The sequence below is a fragment of the Alcaligenes sp. NLF5-7 genome, assembly GCF_024266725.1.
Taxonomy (GTDB): domain Bacteria; phylum Pseudomonadota; class Gammaproteobacteria; order Burkholderiales; family Burkholderiaceae_B; genus Alcaligenes; species Alcaligenes phenolicus.
Window position 1 is genome coordinate 3,016,504 of record NZ_CP100755.1, and the last position, 16,706, is coordinate 3,033,209.

The 16,706-nt window shown below is 54.4% G+C and carries 13 protein-coding genes and 1 tRNA gene; 11 read left to right on the forward strand and 3 right to left on the reverse strand.

What is annotated here, in order from left to right; translation table 11 throughout:
* The first annotated feature begins 100 nt into the window (after positions 1-100).
* Positions 101-1,414 (forward strand): replication-associated recombination protein A, encoded by a 1,314-nt coding sequence (locus MID00_RS13885; protein WP_254498958.1) that lies wholly within the window; start codon positions 101-103, stop codon positions 1,412-1,414.
* A gap of 142 nt (positions 1,415-1,556) precedes the next feature.
* On the forward strand, positions 1,557-2,903 hold the full coding sequence (gene serS, locus MID00_RS13890) for a serine--tRNA ligase (RefSeq protein ID WP_021446897.1): 1,347 nt from the start codon (positions 1,557-1,559) through the stop codon (positions 2,901-2,903).
* 80 nt (positions 2,904-2,983) lie between these two features.
* On the opposite strand, the gene MID00_RS13895 is transcribed toward serS, so the two are convergent.
* Entirely contained in the window at positions 2,984-3,292 is a 309-nt protein-coding gene (locus MID00_RS13895; RefSeq protein WP_026483206.1) for a hypothetical protein, read from the reverse strand.
* A gap of 176 nt (positions 3,293-3,468) precedes the next feature.
* Complete coding sequence (locus MID00_RS13900; protein ID WP_009456725.1) at positions 3,469-3,879, reverse strand: hypothetical protein; 411 nt, start codon at positions 3,877-3,879, stop codon at positions 3,469-3,471.
* A 299-nt stretch (positions 3,880-4,178) separates the two neighbouring features.
* On the opposite strand from MID00_RS13900, the gene MID00_RS13905 reads away from it, so the two are divergent.
* The 3 genes from MID00_RS13905 to yaaA all read left to right on the forward strand — a co-directional run bounded on the left by MID00_RS13905 (position 4,179) and on the right by yaaA (position 6,276).
* A tRNA-Ser gene (locus MID00_RS13905) sits at positions 4,179-4,268 on the forward strand.
* A 360-nt stretch (positions 4,269-4,628) separates the two neighbouring features.
* Positions 4,629-5,411: a 3-hydroxybutyrate dehydrogenase gene (locus tag MID00_RS13910; protein ID WP_254498959.1), complete on the forward strand. Its 783-nt coding sequence runs from the start codon at positions 4,629-4,631 to the stop codon at positions 5,409-5,411.
* A gap of 79 nt (positions 5,412-5,490) precedes the next feature.
* Positions 5,491-6,276 (forward strand): peroxide stress protein YaaA, encoded by a 786-nt coding sequence (yaaA, locus tag MID00_RS13915; RefSeq protein ID WP_254498960.1) that lies wholly within the window; start codon positions 5,491-5,493, stop codon positions 6,274-6,276.
* A gap of 242 nt (positions 6,277-6,518) precedes the next feature.
* Here the strand turns inward: yaaA and MID00_RS13920 are convergent, their stop codons facing one another.
* On the reverse strand, positions 6,519-8,804 hold the full coding sequence (locus MID00_RS13920) for an FUSC family membrane protein (protein WP_254498961.1): 2,286 nt from the start codon (positions 8,802-8,804) through the stop codon (positions 6,519-6,521).
* A 440-nt stretch (positions 8,805-9,244) separates the two neighbouring features.
* On the opposite strand from MID00_RS13920, the gene ilvB reads away from it, so the two are divergent.
* The 6 genes from ilvB (at position 9,245) to pnp (ending at position 16,540) form a co-directional block, all read left to right on the forward strand.
* Positions 9,245-10,966: a biosynthetic-type acetolactate synthase large subunit gene (ilvB, locus tag MID00_RS13925; RefSeq protein ID WP_021446893.1), complete on the forward strand. Its 1,722-nt coding sequence runs from the start codon at positions 9,245-9,247 to the stop codon at positions 10,964-10,966.
* A 10-nt stretch (positions 10,967-10,976) separates the two neighbouring features.
* A complete protein-coding gene (gene ilvN, locus MID00_RS13930; RefSeq protein ID WP_003801075.1) occupies positions 10,977-11,468 on the forward strand; it encodes an acetolactate synthase small subunit in 492 nt (163 codons plus the stop codon).
* Positions 11,469-11,683: 215 nt separating this feature from the next.
* Complete coding sequence (gene ilvC, locus MID00_RS13935; RefSeq protein WP_009456705.1) at positions 11,684-12,700, forward strand: ketol-acid reductoisomerase; 1,017 nt, start codon at positions 11,684-11,686, stop codon at positions 12,698-12,700.
* 408 nt (positions 12,701-13,108) lie between these two features.
* Entirely contained in the window at positions 13,109-13,876 is a 768-nt protein-coding gene (gene pssA / locus MID00_RS13940) for a CDP-diacylglycerol--serine O-phosphatidyltransferase (RefSeq protein ID WP_021446892.1), read from the forward strand.
* A 166-nt stretch (positions 13,877-14,042) separates the two neighbouring features.
* Positions 14,043-14,312: a 30S ribosomal protein S15 gene (gene rpsO / locus MID00_RS13945; RefSeq protein WP_003801068.1), complete on the forward strand. Its 270-nt coding sequence runs from the start codon at positions 14,043-14,045 to the stop codon at positions 14,310-14,312.
* 89 nt (positions 14,313-14,401) lie between these two features.
* The gene (pnp, locus tag MID00_RS13950) at positions 14,402-16,540 is read left to right on the forward strand and encodes a polyribonucleotide nucleotidyltransferase (RefSeq protein WP_009456700.1); all 2,139 of its coding nucleotides are present in this window, start codon (positions 14,402-14,404) and stop codon (positions 16,538-16,540) included.
* The last annotated feature ends 166 nt before the right edge of the window (positions 16,541-16,706 follow it).

Sequence of the window (16,706 nt, forward strand, 5' to 3'; positions counted from 1 at the left end):
ATCGTCAGGGTCAGTGTTTGGCTGGCTTTGACAAAACAAGTTTTCAATACAGACCTGGTCCGCTTGGCCAGGTCTTGCCATTTTAGGAAGGGCGATCGCCATGCGTGATTTGTTCGCTCAGGAACCCGCCGCACCTTTAGCCGAAGCACTGCGCCCCAAAACCCTGGATCAGGTGGTGGGGCAGTCTCATTTGCTGGGCGAGGGCAAGCCTCTGCGCCTGGCTTTTCAGTCCGGCAAACCACACTCCATGATTTTCTGGGGGCCTCCCGGCGTGGGTAAAACCACGCTGGCACGTTTGACGGCCAGTGCATTCGAATGCGAGTTCATCGCCTTGTCCGCCGTCTTTTCAGGCGTGAAAGATATCCGAGCCGCCATGGAGCAGGCCCAACAGAATCTGGCGATGGGCAAGCACACCATCCTGTTTGTGGACGAGATACACCGCTTCAACAAGTCTCAGCAAGACGCGCTTCTACCCTATGCTGAAAGCGGCTTGGTGACCTTTATTGGTGCCACCACGGAAAACCCGTCCTTCGAGGTTAATTCGGCCTTGCTGTCGCGGGCGCAAGTCTATGTGCTCAAATCCCTGACGGATGATGAGCTCAAACTCCTGCTACGCCGTGTACAGGAACAAAATACCCTGGATGGCCTGGAGTTTGAGGATCAAGCCGTCGACACCTTGATCGGTTATGCCGACGGCGATGCCCGACGCTTTTTGAACCTGCTGGAGCAGACCAATACGGCCGCCAAGACTTCCGGCACCGAGCTGGTCACGACAGACTTCCTGCAAAATGCGCTGACCCTGAACTCCCGGCGTTTTGACAAGGGGGGCGACAATTTCTACGACCAGATTTCTGCTTTGCATAAATCGGTGCGCGGCTCCAACCCGGATGCCGCCTTGTATTGGCTGACCCGGATGCTGGACGGCGGGGCTGATGCCCGCTATTTGTCGCGCCGCATCATACGCATGGCTTGGGAGGATATCGGTCTGGCCGATCCGCGCGCCATGCAAATTGCCAACGATGCAGCCTTGACCTTCGAGCGCCTGGGCAGCCCCGAGGGGGAGCTGGCGTTAGGGCAGGCCGTGATTTATCTGGCTATCGCAGCCAAGAGCAATGCCGGTTATATGGCATACAACCAGGCCCGCGCCTTTGTGAAGCAGGATAAAAGCCGCGAAGTGCCAGTGCATTTGCGCAACGCGCCCACCAAGCTGATGAAAGAGCTGGGCCACGGTCATGCGTATCGCTATGCGCATGACGAGCCCAATGCCTACGCGGCGGGTGAGACCTACTTGCCAGATGGTATTCCCGATCCGCATTGGTATCAGCCCGTGCCTCGTGGTCTGGAAATCAAGATTGCTGAAAAAATGGAGCGCCTGCGTCAGCTGGATGAGCAGGCCGGTAAAAAAGACACCTAAGACAGGACAGGCGCTTGCCTGACCTGTCACCCCCGTATTTCCCGATATCTCCGTACTGCTTGCGCTGTGCTGCGCTTGTGGTGGCTTGTGGTTAAAATCACCAGATCAATCGGGATTGAACCATCACCTATATGGCTATTAAATGTTAGATCTGAACCAATTACGCAAAGACTTGGAGCCGCTGGTACAGGGCCTGGCGAAACGTGGCGTGCAATTTGACACCGAGCGTTTCCAGCAGCTGGAAGCCCGCCGCAAAGCGGTACAGGTGGAAACCGAAACCTTGCAGGCCGAGCGCAATGCACTGGCCAAACGCATCGGCCAGCTCAAGTCCAAGGGCGAAGACGCCAGCGAAGCATTGGCTCAATCCCAGCAAATTCCGGTGCGCCTGAAGCAGCTGGAGCAGGACTTGTCCCAAGTGCAGGCCGAGCTGTCCTCCTGGTTCGCCACGATTCCTAACCTGCCGCACGAAAGCGTGCCGGTAGGCGAGTCCGAAGAAGACAACGTTGAAGTACGTCGCTGGATCCCCGGTCCTAAAGATGATCAGGGCAATCCTGCGCACATCACCTTTGAGCCGCGTGATCACGTGGATCTGGGTGAGCAGTTTGGTCTGGATTTTGAAGCCGCTCGCAAGCTGGCTGGCGCCCGTTTCATGGTTCTGCGTGGTCCTCTGGCTCGCTTGCACCGTGCTCTGGCCCAGTTCATGCTGGATACCCAAGTGGAAGAGCACGGCTATACCGAGTGCTACACCCCATACATCGTGAACGCGTCCACGCTGTATGGTACCGGCCAATTGCCCAAGTTCAAGGACGATATGTTCTGGGTCACCAAAGGTGGTCAGGACAACGAGCCAGCCGATCCGACCGAATCCAAGCCTGAAGACCTGTACCTGATCTCGACCTCCGAAATCAGCCTGACCGGTACGGTGCGTGACGAGATTCTGGCCGGTGACGATCTGCCTATCCGCCTGACTGCTCACTCGCCTTGTTTCCGTTCGGAAGCCGGTAGCGGTGGCCGAGACACCCGTGGCGTGATCCGTCAGCACCAGTTCGACAAAGTTGAAATGGTGCAGATCGTTCATCCTGAAAAATCCTATGAGGCGCTGGAGTCCATGGTCGGTCATGCCGAGCACGTTCTGCAGGCTCTTGAACTGCCATACCGTGTAGTGCAACTGTGCACTGGCGATATGGGCTTTTCTGCCGCCAAAACCTACGATCTGGAAGTGTGGTTGCCTGCCCAGGACACGTTCCGCGAGATCTCGTCGGTGTCGAACTGCGAGGCTTTCCAGGCTCGTCGTCTGCAGGCGCGTTTCCGCGCCGACAGCAAGGCACGTCCGGAGTTTGTGCATACGCTGAACGGCTCTGGCCTGGCCGTAGGCCGCGCCTTGGTGGCTGTGTTGGAAAACCACCAGCAAGAAGATGGCAGCGTGATTGTGCCCAAGGTTCTGCGTCCTTATATGGGCGGACTGGAACGTCTGGTGCCGGCTAAATAAAGTCACTGTCCGAATGGAAAAAGGGCTGATGACCTTTGTGGTCCTCAGCCCTTTTTCATTCATGGTTCCGTAGTGATGGATTAGTCATCATCCCAGTAACGCTCCTGCTGTTTGCGCCAGCGCTTGTGAGCGCGTCGCTGCTCCTTGCGCCATTCCTTGTTGGAGCGACCATATTCCACGTAGCCGGGACGATAGACGTAACGTGGCGGGTGGTAAACCACTGGGGGTGGGGCGACATAAACCGGGCGTTCCACAACATGAGCGGGTGGGTAGTAGATCGGCCCGTAACCGATACCCGGAATACCGACATTGATATCGACATTTACACCGCCCGCAGAGGCGGCGCTGGTGCTCAAGGCCATTAAACCGGCTAATAGTAGTTTTTTCATAAGCTGCACCTCTAATGACACTAGCTGCAGCGATTGTTGCCTAAAACCTGTAGTCCAAACGTTAGGTAATCCTGGCAAAGCACTTCCAAACGCAACACGGTTCGTATGCGCTATGCCAGGGGTTTACCTTTCTTAACACATGTTTCTCCTTTTGCGGCAGGAGGGCATGAGTGCATCTAGAAGGTATGGCGTTCAACCTGACGATGGCGGACAGGGCGCCGGTTGTAGTTCGCGTGCAGCTGCCGACCGTGCACAGAATCCAGTTGCTTGCTCAAGTGTGGCGCATGGCGTACGTTGCGTTGCGCAGGCTCTGCACGTGGCTTGGAGTTGACTTCCAGAAACCAGAGACAGAGTGCGGCCCAGAAGAATAACGACAGGATATTGACCAGTCCGCCTCGCAAAGAAGCGTAGCCTGTCGCTTCTGAAGCCTGGATACGCAGTAGATCAGACAGAACCGGGATGGAACCCAAGGTTTCAACTACCAGGCTGCCTGGTATCCGAAAAGCCCAGCGCAGAGTCTGGAGAACCTCATTCAGGCTGTATATGCCGTCGCCGTTGGCGTCGATAATCCATTGGAAGGTTTGCATGACAATTCCTTTTATCAAGTCCAGCAAGTTGTGCCGGAATTACAAGGACTGCCTTGGAAAGGCAGGGCTGCGATGCATCAATGTGTGTTTCCAATATAGGCCTGCGGCTCAGGGTGAACAAGTGAATTAGGCCAAAATAGAGGGTAAACCCTTGATTGAAAAGAGCTCTTTGGTTTGAGTGGCTGGTCTTATCAAGAAACTCCGCTCTTTGACGCAAGTGCTATGTCTCTTTAGTGCTTGTCAAAGAGTGTTCTTTGATCTATATTTATGGGCTTGCTTGTAACCATATAAGCAATCGCGGACAGGTGGCAGAGTGGTCGAATGTACCTGACTCGAAATCAGGCGTACGTGCAAGCGTACCGTGGGTTCGAATCCCACCCTGTCCGCCACCTGGAATTTTGAAAGCCCTTGATTATTCAAGGGCTTTTTTATTTTCTGCTGGTTTGATCGTCCTGGTCTCTCAGCATGGTTTATTGGCTGTTTTGTCACATAAGAACGTTAAGGTAAAAGTGTCAGTCGCGGCCGATGTTCGGAAAACTCATCCGCAACATTGTGTATGGCCGACTTTTCCCCGCGCAGGCCGAAGTTCTAGGGGGTAATGCGCTAGTACTTGGTCCGATGGCGTTTGGCCTTGTTTTGCAAGCCTTGATGATTCCGGACAAAACGAGCCCATTGCATTTCCCGGCAGTGCAGGCCGGCGAGTACACTTGGGGTTTCAGTTCCCTGTTGTCAATACTCACGAGGTATCTATGCTGAAAGGTAAAAAAGCGGTCGTAACAGGATCGACCAGTGGTATCGGTCTGGCCATGGCCACCGAGTTGGCAAAAGCCGGTGCAGATGTGGTGATCAATGGTTTTGGTCAGCCTGAAGATATCGAGCGCGAGCGCAGCACGCTGGAGTCCAAATTTGGTGTCAAAGCCTATTATCTGAATGCAGACCTGAGTGATGCACAGGCCACGCGCGATTTTGTTTCCAAGGCGGCAGAAGTCTTGGGCGGGCTGGATATTCTGGTCAATAACGCTGGTATTCAGTACACCGCGCCTATCGAAGAGTTCCCTCTCGACAAATGGAACGCCATCATTGCCTTGAACCTGTCAGCCGTCTTTCACGGCACAGCGGCTGCCTTGCCTATCATGCAAAAGCAGGGTTGGGGGCGCATTATCAATATCGCCTCGGCTCATGGTCTGGTGGCATCGGTAAGTAAATCGGCTTATGTGGCTGCCAAGCATGGTGTCGTGGGTCTGACCAAAGTGACCGCACTGGAAAATGCTGGCAAGGGTATTACGTGCAACGCAATCTGCCCGGGCTGGGTACGCACTCCCTTGGTGGAAAAGCAGATCGAAGCTATCAGCCAGCAAAAAGGGATTGATATTGAAGCTGCCGCACGCGAGCTGCTGGCTGAGAAACAACCTTCCCTGCAGTTTGTGACTCCTGAACAATTGGGCGGTGCTGCTGTGTTCCTGTCGTCTGCCGCCGCAGACCAAATGACGGGTACGACGCTAAGTCTGGATGGTGGCTGGACGGCTCGCTAATTGCTGTCAAAGCGTGTTTTGTAGATGGCAGATAAAGGGCATGGCCCTTTATCTGTTTGGATAGAAAGGATATAGGCGCATGTTGTTATTGCTCTCGCCAGCGAAAAAGCTGGATTACGATTCCCCTGTACGCACGCAGCTGGAAACCCAGCCTCTGTTTGTGGAGCAGGCGCAAGGCTTGATTGATATTTTGCGCACTCAGTCCGAAGAGGATATTGCCGGCTTGATGAAGCTGAGCGACGACCTGGTGCGCTTGAATGTCCAGCGTTACCAGGAGTGGGAGCCCAAGTTTGACCGCTCCAATGCCCGTCAGGCCATTCTGGCTTTTAATGGTGATGTATATGAGGGCATGGCTGCAACGGATTTGTCGGACAAGGAGCTGAAGTGGGCCCAGGACCACATTGTGATTCTTAGCGGTTTGTACGGTGCTTTACGTCCTTTGGATTTGATGCGTCCTTACCGTCTGGAAATGGGCACTCGCTTGAAGAATCCCGAAGGTGCCAATTTGTACGCTTACTGGGGCAGCCGGATTGCCAATTATTTGAACGAGCGTCAGGAAGGCGACGCCAAGCCCATCGTCTTGAACTTGGCCTCCGAAGAGTATTTCAAGGCGGTCGATCAAAAAGCCTTGCGTGCCCGTGTAGTTCAGTGCGTTTTCCAGGACGAGAAAAACGGTGTCTGGAAGATTATCAGTTTCTACGCCAAGAAAGCCCGTGGTTTGATGGCCCGCTTTGTCATCGACAAGCGTGTGCAAACAGTGGAAGGCTTGAAGGCGTTTGATCGCGAGGGGTATGTATTCCAGCCTGAGCTCTCCAGCGAGGACAAGCTGGTGTTCCGTCGCTCCGAGCAGGATGCCAAGGCTTGATAAGTATGTAGCTTTATTGCTTGCGCCGTAGGAGTAGCTCTTTATCTGCGGTCTTGCAGGTAAAAAAAAAGAAAGGCAAGGCCATGTATTTGCGCCTTGCCTTTTTATTCTTGGTCCTGCGAATTGAAGAGGGCTGGACACCCTATGCTCTTTTGCCTTTTGCCTTTTGCCTTTTGCCTTGAGTTCTTTTTTATTTGGTCCCGACAGCGAGCTCCACATGTATACGGGACATGGCATGGCCATCAGGCCCCTTGCTGTTTCAGTTCCTGCTTGCGCTCAGGCGGCAGTTGCGGGCCAGCGCTGTATTCCAGGCCTCTCATATCCTGACGTATCAGTTGGGCGGCCTTGACCATCTGACGGATAGGGTAGGCCAGCATGGCCAGCTCACCTTCGGTTTCGATGGAAGCAGGCGGGTCAGCATCCTGGTCGTTAATCAGCGCGCCAATGGCATCCAGGGAGTTCTGGATGCCTGGCGGAATCTGACTCAAATTAGCCAGAAGCGGGGTAGCGGCGCTGATTTGCGAGGCCAGCACGTGGTTCTGAATCAGCAGGTTGTTCAGCAGGGATACATTGGCTTGTCGGCTGACAGGCTCATCCATCATGCGATAAAAGGCCGAGGCAAAGTTGCTGAAGGCAATGTGTACGTTCTTGTTTGCCACTTGCCAGGCGGTGTCGGCTTCCATCAAGTCCAGATCCACCTGGTTTTTTTGGGCCTCTGTCATGGTGGGTTCACCTTCCTGACCGTTTTTAAGGATCTGGTTATGCAGGCGGCTCAAGCGAGCGAATTCCAGCCCTGCACGCCAGAACTCTTTGTTGGCGGCCAAGGCTGCTCGGGCCAGGCCTGTCATGGCGCTGGACTCCCAGTTGGGCAGCAGGTAACTGGCGGCCATGGCGATGCCGCAACCAATCAGCGTATCCACCAGACGTTCTCCAATGATGAAGGAGCCGCCCGTGGACAGGAATTGGAAGGACAAAATCACAAAGATTGTGTTGAACAGGGCCGATAGCAGGAAGTTCAGCTGAACCAGGCTGTTACCCAGGAGGTAGGCCAGCAACATGGCGATCAGATACAGCTCGCGGTTGTCCGTTAGCTTTAGAAGCAGGAAGGCCGCCCCGCAGCCCAGTACCGTGCCAAAAAGGCGCCAGCCATTGCGTTGGCGCGTGATGGCAAAGCCCGGTTTCATAATGACCAGAATGGTCAGGATGATCCAGTAACTGTGTGCTGTCAGTGCACTGACCAGGCCCAGTTCGCTTTGGAAATGAGCGCTGAGTGCACCCACTCCCAGGGCCGCCATGGACGCAATGCTGACACGTGCCGCGTAGCGGAAGTGCGAAGACTTCAGCTTCATATTGCTGCTGAGCATGCCCAAACGCAGTTCTTCACGCGAGAGCATGCGGCTTAGCGATTTATTCAGGTATTGATCGACTGGCATATTCTGGCTGGCACGATGCGACAGGCTTGCCATGCTGTCCACAATGCGGTTCAGGTTACGCAGTCGGCGCAAGACCTGGACTAGCAGGGCGTAGGTCTCAGGGTCGGATTGAGACATGCCCTGACGTTTGTACTTCTCCAGCTCGTATTCCATGGCGCGGATTTCCGCTTTGACGCTGGAGCGACGGGTGGTGCGAGCGCTGCGCGAAACATTCATGGCAATGCGGCCGATATCCAACGAAAGCTTGTGCAAGCCATCACGCGCAAAAACCATGAAATCGCTGTCAGAAAGCTGACGGCGCAGGACGGTGTAGTCGGTATAGGTCGCGACCAGCGAGTCCAGAATGCTGACCATATTCAAGAAGATGGTCAGCAGTGCCTTGCGATGGTGATCGCCTCGTCCATAACCGCGCGGCAATTCACGCAGTACCACGTCGCGAGCGGCCTGGTGCTTTTCGGTCATATTGGATTGAAGATTGATCAGCCGTCTATAGCAGGCGTCCAGATCCGAGGTGGAGTCATAGAATTGCGAGCGCGCTTCCATGTATTCAGCCGTGGCAAACAGGGCTACCGCCAGTGTCTGGCGCTCTTCCCGATACCAGAACAAGCGTCGGAACAGGGTGCTGAACAAGTAATAGGACAGACCGCCGGCAAAGGAATACAGCGTGTGCGCCAGTACCTCGTGAGGCTGCATGGGAAAGCGCATCGTCAAGGTCATCAGCAGCAGGGCGGCAAATCCGATCAGCCCGCCGCGACGACCAAACACGGAGAACATGCTGTACAGAAAGCACAGAAACGGTACGCACAGCACCAGCAGCAGGGGAGAGCTGGAGGCCAGACCTGTCAGGCCAACGGTGACCGTGCCCAGCGCAATACCGCCCAGCATTTCATTGTTGCGATAGCGGCGTGGGCCGCCGGGCTGGTCAATGATGGCAACGCAGGTGGCACCCATGGACGCAATGACGCCAATGTCATAGTGACCAAAGAAGCGGCCCAAAATAATGACCGGCAACAGCACACCGATGGACTGGCGCAGTCCGCCGAAAAAATAGTGGCTATACAGGAATTGTTTTAATTGTGGGATGGGCGATGCCATAAAATACCCGGACAGCTCGTCATAGGTAGACAGTATATCGTTTTACGTATGCAAGCTTTAAGCCTGTTTTTTTGCACTTTACCAACAATCACAGTTGCTCGCTTTGTGCAGTCAAGGTAAAGTAATCGGGTGTTTTTGCTCCTTATCCGAGCAAATTGTAGCGAGGCACTGTTAACCGGGCCATCCGCCCGGTTTTTTGCGCCTAAAAACTTTGTTGCTGGCCGCGTCACAAGCGTGGGATGCCAGGACTTCCGTTTCAAGCTAACGCATACGTTTGTGTATGCACGCACTGGGTGTCGAAGAGTGCAGGCCGGACGGTAATGTGTCTGGGTGGTGTGGTCCTGTGGGCCATGAAGCGCCAGATCATGTTGCTGACATCGGTTCAAGCTCGGACCGTCGTGGTCAGTCGATATTGCAGAGCAAGACTGAAAGGAAAACTCATGTCTGAATTAAATGGCGCAGATATTGTTGTGCGCACGCTCGCGGACGAAGGCGTGGAACACGTTTTCGGTTATCCGGGTGGTGCCGTTCTCTATATCTACGACGCAATCTTCAAGCAGGACCGCTTCCAGCACATTCTTGTGCGTCATGAACAGGCTGCTGTTCATGCTGCGGATGCCTATTCCCGTTCGTCCCAAAAAGTTGGCGTGGCACTGGTAACCAGTGGCCCGGGCGTCACCAATGCCGTCACCGGTATTGCGACCGCTTACCTCGACTCCATTCCGATGGTCATCATCAGTGGGCAGGTCAGCACCCAGGCAATTGGTGAAGATGCTTTCCAGGAATGTGATGCCATCGGTATCACCCGTCCTTGCGTCAAGCACAACTTCCTGGTGCGCGATGTTCGTGATTTGGCCGATACCATTCGCAAGGCATTTTTTATTGCCACGACAGGCCGTCCTGGTCCTGTGCTGATTGATATCCCCAAAGATATTACGACTGCAACGTGCAAATACACGCCCAAGCGTGGCGAGGTCAAGATGCGTTCCTACGCACCTGTGATCAAAGGCCATCAGGGGCAGATCAAGAAAGCTGTCCAGATTCTCAATAGCGCCGAGCGCCCGCTGATTTACGTTGGTGGTGGTGTGGTGCTGGGTAATGCTGACAGCGAACTCAATGAGCTGGTCAAGTTAAGCGGTGCCCCTTGCACGACTACCTTGATGGGTCTGGGTGCCTATCCAGGTACGGCGGATCAGTACATCGGCATGCCCGGCATGCACGGTACTTACGAAGCCAATATGACCATGCAGCATTGCGACGTTCTGATCGCAGTGGGTGCACGGTTTGATGATCGAGTGATTGGTAATACCCGCCACTTCGGTCAGAACCCACGCAAGATCATTCATATTGATATTGATCCTTCGGTAATTTCCAAGCGCGTGAAAGTTGATGTGCCTATCGTGGGCTGTGTCAAAGACGTGCTGACCGAGTTCAATGAGCTGTATGCGCAAAGCCGTCAGGAATCGCAGAACCAGCCCTCCCTGAATGATTGGTGGAAACAGATCAATGTCTGGCGTGGCAAGAACTCCTTGGCCTACGCCAAGTCGGACGAGCTGATCAAGCCGCAATACGTGGTGGAATCCCTGTGGGAAGTGACGGGCGGCAACGCTTTCGTGACTTCTGATGTGGGTCAGCACCAGATGTGGGCGGCTCAGTACTACAAATTCAATAAGCCTCGTCGCTGGATCAATTCCGGTGGCCTGGGCACGATGGGCGTGGGCTTGCCTTACGCAATGGGTGTGCAAATGGCCAACCCTGGCCAGGATGTTGCCGTCATCACTGGTGAGGGCTCCATTCAGATGAACATCCAGGAACTGTCTACGTGTAAACAGTACCGCTTGAGCCCCAAGGTTCTTTGCCTGAACAATCGTTATTTGGGCATGGTGCGCCAGTGGCAGCAAATCGACTACGGCTCGCGCTATTCCGAGTCTTACGTGGATGCACTGCCTGACTTTGTCAAACTGGTGGAAAGCTATGGTCACGTGGGTCTGGAGATCGACAAGCCAGCCGATGTGGTCCCCGCTATTCGCGAAGCCTTCACCACGCACAAAGACCGCCTGGTATTTCTGAACTTCATCACGGACCAAACCGAAAACGTGTTCCCGATGGTGAAAGCAGGCCGCGGCCTGACAGAAATGCTCTTGGGCCCGGACGATCTGTAAGGAGAGAATCATGAAACACGTCATTTCTATCCTTCTGGAAAACGAGCCCGGCGCACTGTCCCGTGTGGTCGGCCTGTTTTCGGCCCGTGGCTATAACATCGAGACCTTGACGGTTGCTCCAACCGAGGACGACACCCTGTCTCGCATGACTATCGTTACCCGAGGGGCGGACGACGTCATCGAGCAGATCACCAAGCACTTGAACCGTCTGGTTGACGTGGTCAAGGTGGTGGATCTGTCCGAAGGCCCACACATCGAGCGTGAACTCATGCTGATCAAAGTGCGGGCGGTGGGCAAGGAACGTGAAGAGATGAAGCGCATGGCGGATATTTTCCGCGGTCGCATCATTGATGTTACGGACAAGACATACACCATCGAATTGACCGGTGTTCAAGACAAAATTGCTGCTTTCATCAATGCGCTGGATCGTACGGCCATTCTTGAAACAGTGCGCACCGGGGTCTCTGGTGTCAGCCGTGGCGAACGAGTCTTAAAGCTGTAAGCCAAGGCTTTTTCAGGACATAATTACCGCTTTTATTCAAGGAGCTGCTTTTCAAGGCAGCTCCTTATAAAGGGTAAACACGGCCTGACGCTGTGTAGACCGCGGTGGCCCTGTTCTGAAAGTAATGAGTCAAGGTCCTTTTTGTGCCGCTGCTGCATGAGCGGCCATTCTCGAATTGCTGTTTAAGCGAAATTATTAAATTTGGAGCACCTGAAATGAAAGTTTTCTACGACAAGGATTGTGATCTTTCCCTGATCAAAGGCAAGACCGTTGCCATCATCGGTTACGGCTCGCAAGGCCACGCTCACGCCCTGAATCTGCACGAGTCCGGCGTTAACGTGGTTGTTGGTCTGCGCAAAGGCGGCGCTTCCTGGAGCAAAGCCGAGAACGCTGGCCTGAAAGTTCAGGAAGTGGCTGAAGCCGTCAAGAGCGCTGATGTCGTCATGATCTTGTTGCCTGACGAAAACATTGCTGAGGTTTACCGCAACCAGGTTGCTGAAAACATCAAGCCCGGCGCCGCTCTGGCATTTGCTCACGGCTTTAACGTTCACTACGGCCAAGTTGTGCCACGTGACGATATCGACGTCATCATGATTGCTCCCAAGGCTCCTGGTCACACTGTGCGTGGCACCTACAGCCAAGGCGGCGGCGTTCCTCACCTGATCGCTGTTTACCAGGACAAGACCGGCGCTGCTCGCGACGTGGCTCTGTCTTACGCATCGGCTAACGGCGGTGGCCGTGCCGGTATCATCGAAACTAACTTCCGCGAAGAAACCGAAACCGACTTGTTCGGTGAACAGGCTGTTCTGTGCGGTGGTGCGGTTGAGCTGATCAAGGCTGGTTTCGACACGCTGGTTGAGGCTGGTTACGCTCCTGAAATGGCTTACTTCGAGTGCTTGCACGAACTGAAGTTGATCGTGGACCTGATCTACGAAGGCGGTATCGCCAACATGAACTACTCGATCTCCAACAACGCCGAATACGGCGAATACGAGACCGGTCCGAAGATTGTTACCGACGAAACCCGCAAAGCCATGCGCCAGTGCCTGGAAGACATCCAGACCGGCGTGTACGCCAAGAACTTCATCCTGGAAAACGCCGCAGGCGCTCCTACCCTGATCTCGCGTCGTCGTATCAACGCCGAATCGCAGATCGAGCAAGTGGGTAGCAAGCTGCGCTCCATGATGCCTTGGATCGCCGCTAACAAGCTGGTCGACAAGTCCAAGAACTAAGTTTGATATCGGGGCAACCTCATAAGCTGCCCTGGTCTTGAGCCTGAACCGGCTGACGTCTTGCGGCGTCAGCCGGTTTTTTTATTGCTGCAAGAATTTGGCTTTCAGCGCCGCCTCTGCTGGGGCTAAAAAAAAGGATGGAAGCGCCTTGTTCTCGTCTTATAGCCGTATCGGTGAGGGCGCGATAAAATGCAGTGCTTGGTTTGACCATCGTGCCCCTGTTGGGGTGGTGCGCAAGCGAGTTCGATAAAATCTACTGTTTATCCATGAACTCCCTGGCCGCAGGCCTCTTGGTCATTTCTGTTCGCTCTGGCTTATATATGCTGGAATTATTTGCACTCTGTAGCCTTGGGGACAATGCTACATTCGAGTGTTCAGTCCTTAGCAACAACTCTTAAAGCATAAATTATGCCCAATTTGCTCAATGATGAAACCCGTCGTCGGCGTAGCATCTATCTTCTGCCCAACGCATTTACGACCGCCAATCTGTTCGCGGGTTTTTATGCCGTTGTGCAGGCCATGAATGGCCGCTTTGAGGCGGCAGCCATCGCCATTTTCCTGGCGCTGGTGTTTGATGGTATGGACGGGCGGGTTGCTCGTTTGACCAATACTCAGTCCGCCTTTGGCGAGCAGTACGACTCCATGGCCGACATGATCTCCTTTGGTGCAGCGCCCGCGCTGGTCATGTACGTCTGGGCCATGCAGGGATTGGGCCGCTGGGGCTGGTTGGCTTCCTTTATTTACGTAGCTGGTGGTGCGCTGCGCCTGGCCCGCTTCAATACCAATATTGAAGTGGTCGACAAGCGCTTTTTCCAAGGCTTGCCCAGCCCGGCAGCCGCTGCGCTGGTCGCTGGCTTTGTCTGGCTGGCGGTGGACAACAAGCTGTCTCTGCAAGTGAATGTGATTCCCTGGGTTGCCTTTGGTTTGACCATTTATGCCGGCCTGGCCATGGTCTCCAACGCGCCGTTCTACAGCGGCAAGTCCTTTGCGATCAGACGTAGCGTGCCATTTTGGGTCATGCTGCTTTTTGTGCTGGTCTTCGTGTTTGTCTCTACGGATCCGCCGGTCTTCCTGTTTGGCCTGTTCTGCCTGTATGGCTTGTCGGGCTGGTTTGTGATGGCCTGGCGCTGGCGTCGAGCCCGTGCTTTGGCACGACTTCGGCGTGGAAACAACTAAAATCCCCGGCTTTGGCAGGCCAGCAGGCCGAAATGCTTAACGCCTTGTCCGGTTTTTCGTTATAATCGTTTGCTTGCACTTGGCCTGATGGGCCCGGTGCACTCAATCTCATTTTCAACACGTTAGGGCACCTCGGTCCTAACGCAAGTCTTAGAGGCTAAATAAAATGGCAGTTGCAGATATCAAAAAAGTCGATATCGTTTCCGAGTTTCAGCGTAAACAAGGCGATACAGGCTCCCCAGAAGTGCAAGTGGCTTTGCTGACCGCTCGCATCAACGAATTGACCGGCCACTTCAAGGCTCACAACAAAGATCACCACTCCCGTCGTGGTCTGTTGCGCATGGTTAGCCGTCGTCGCAAATTGCTGGATTACCTGAAAGGTCGTAATCCAGACGCTTACCGTGCTTTGATCGAAAAACTCGGTCTGCGTAAGTGATACCGGGGCTGGCTCCCCGCTAAACAACCGTGCATTCGGCGAACTGGTTTCGCTGTGTGCACGGTTTTTTTATTGTAAGGATTCTCCTAATGTTCAATAAAGTCACCAAGTCTTTCCAGTACGGCGAACATACCGTCGTTCTGGAAACCGGCGAAATCGCACGTCAGGCGTCAGGTGCCGTGCTGGTTTCGATTGAAGACACTGTTGTGTTGGCCACTGTTGTTGGCAAAAGCGAAGCGAAAGCAGGTCAGGACTTCTTCCCGCTGACCGTTGATTACGTCGAAAAAACCTACTCCGCTGGCAAGATCCCTGGTGGTTTCTTCAAGCGTGAAGGCCGCCAATCCGAGCGCGAGATCCTGATCTCCCGCCTGATCGACCGTCCACTGCGTCCTCTGTTTCCTGAAGGCTTCTACAACGAAGTTCAGGTCATCATTCACACGGTATCGGTCAACCCTGAAATTGATCCTGATATCGCTGCCATGATCGGCGCCTCGGCTGCCCTGGCTATTTCCGGCATTCCTTTCAACGGTCCTGTGGGCGCTGCCCGTGTGGGTTACATTGATGGTCAGTACGTGCTGAACCCATCCGCTACTCAGCTGAAATCTTCGGCTCTGGATCTGGTTGTGGCTGGTACCGAGCAGGCTGTGCTGATGGTTGAGTCTGAAGCCAAGCAATTGTCCGAAGAAGTCATGCTGGGTGGTGTGGTGTTTGCTCACGAGCAAATGCAAGCAGCCATCAACTGCATTCATGAACTGGTTGAAGAAGCTGGCAAGCCGGAGTGGGATTGGCAGCCTGCTGCTGTTAATGAAAGCCTGTTGGCTGCGGTAACCGCTGCTGCCGAAGAAGGTCTGACACAGGCCTACCAGACTCGCGAAAAACAAGCTCGTACCGAGCAAGTGCGCGCTGTTTACGCTCAGGTTAAAGAAACGGTCAAGGCTCAAGCTGAAGCCGCCGGTCAGGATCAGCCTGATATGGTTGCCGTCGAAAACATGATGTTCGACTTGGAAAGCAAGATCGTGCGTTCGCGTATCTTGAGCGGCGAGTCCCGTATTGATGGTCGTGACACCCGTACCGTTCGTCCTATCAGCATCCGTCTGGGCGTTCTGCCCCGTGCTCACGGTAGCGCCTTGTTCACGCGTGGCGAAACTCAGGCATTGGTGGTCACCACTCTGGGTACCAAGCAAGACGAGCAGATCATTGATTCGATTATGGGCGAGTACCGCGATCGCTTCATGATGCACTACAACATGCCTCCATTCGCCACTGGCGAAGCTGGCCGTTTCGGCGCTCCCAAGCGTCGTGAAATCGGTCACGGTCGTCTGGCCAAGCGTGCTTTGACTCCCTTGCTGCCAGCCGCTGAAGATTTCCAGTACTCCATCCGCGTGGTGTCCGAGATCACTGAATCCAACGGTTCCTCCTCCATGGCATCTGTGTGTGGTGGCTCCCTGTCCATGATGGACGCTGGTGTGCCTGTGCAGGATCACGTAGCTGGTGTGGCCATGGGTCTGATCAAGGAAGGCAACAAGTTTGCTGTGCTGACCGACATTCTGGGTGACGAAGATCACCTGGGCGATATGGATTTCAAGGTTGCCGGTACCGAGAAAGGTATTACTGCTTTGCAGATGGACATCAAGATCCAGGGCATCACCAAGGAAATCATGCAGGTTGCATTGGCTCAGGCTCACGAAGGCCGTATGCACATCCTGGGCAAGATGAAAGAGTCCATCGACGGTTCCCGTACCGAGATGTCCGAATTCGCGCCTCGCATGCTGACCGTGAAGATCAATCCCGAGAAGATTCGTGACGTGATTGGTAAGGGTGGTGCAACCATCCGTGCCCTGACCGAAGAAACCGGTACACAGATCGATATTTCGGATGACGGCACCATCACGATCGCCAGCGCCGATCTGGACAAGGCCCGCGAAGCCGAGCGCCGTATTAAAGAGCTGACCGCTGAAGTGGAAGTGGGTCAGGAATACGAAGGTCCTGTGATGCGTTTGCTGGACTTTGGCGCGATTGTGCAAGTGCTGCCAGGCCGTGACGGCTTGCTGCATATCTCCGAGATTGCCAACTACCGTATCGCCAACATCAATGACGTGCTGAAAGTGGGTCAGGTTGTTAAGGTCAAGGTCATCGAGGCTGACGAGAAAGGTCGTCTGCGTCTGTCGATCAAGGCTATTGGCGGTATCGAGGCTCAAGGCGGTCCAGCTGCTCCTGCTGCTTCCTGATAGCGTTTGCAGTCTGCTTGAAGAAAAACCCGCCGAAAGGCGGGTTTTTTGCGTTCGGCTGCTTTTTGGGAACGTGGCTGCGTATCGGCTTGTGCCAAGAGCTGGAGGGTAATCTGTTGGTGCTGTACCTGTACCTGTACCTGTACCTGTGCTTGTTATGCCTGTG

Bases quoted from the DNA above. Each gene is read 5' to 3' on its own strand.
- rpsO (WP_003801068.1), top strand. From the start codon at position 14,043: ATGGCAGTTGCAGATATCAAAAAAGTCGATATCGTTTCCGAGTTTCAG.
- ilvN (WP_003801075.1), top strand. From the start codon at position 10,977: ATGAAACACGTCATTTCTATCCTTCTGGAAAACGAGCCCGGCGCACTG.
- yaaA (WP_254498960.1), top strand. From the start codon at position 5,491: ATGTTGTTATTGCTCTCGCCAGCGAAAAAGCTGGATTACGATTCCCCT.
- ilvC (WP_009456705.1), top strand. From the start codon at position 11,684: ATGAAAGTTTTCTACGACAAGGATTGTGATCTTTCCCTGATCAAAGGC.
- serS (WP_021446897.1), top strand. From the start codon at position 1,557: ATGTTAGATCTGAACCAATTACGCAAAGACTTGGAGCCGCTGGTACAG.
- MID00_RS13895 (WP_026483206.1), bottom strand. From the start codon at position 3,292: ATGAAAAAACTACTATTAGCCGGTTTAATGGCCTTGAGCACCAGCGCC.
- pssA (WP_021446892.1), top strand. From the start codon at position 13,109: ATGCCCAATTTGCTCAATGATGAAACCCGTCGTCGGCGTAGCATCTAT.
- MID00_RS13885 (WP_254498958.1), top strand. From the start codon at position 101: ATGCGTGATTTGTTCGCTCAGGAACCCGCCGCACCTTTAGCCGAAGCA.
- MID00_RS13910 (WP_254498959.1), top strand. From the start codon at position 4,629: ATGCTGAAAGGTAAAAAAGCGGTCGTAACAGGATCGACCAGTGGTATC.
- pnp (WP_009456700.1), top strand. From the start codon at position 14,402: ATGTTCAATAAAGTCACCAAGTCTTTCCAGTACGGCGAACATACCGTC.
- MID00_RS13920 (WP_254498961.1), bottom strand. From the start codon at position 8,804: ATGGCATCGCCCATCCCACAATTAAAACAATTCCTGTATAGCCACTAT.
- ilvB (WP_021446893.1), top strand. From the start codon at position 9,245: ATGTCTGAATTAAATGGCGCAGATATTGTTGTGCGCACGCTCGCGGAC.
- MID00_RS13900 (WP_009456725.1), bottom strand. From the start codon at position 3,879: ATGCAAACCTTCCAATGGATTATCGACGCCAACGGCGACGGCATATAC.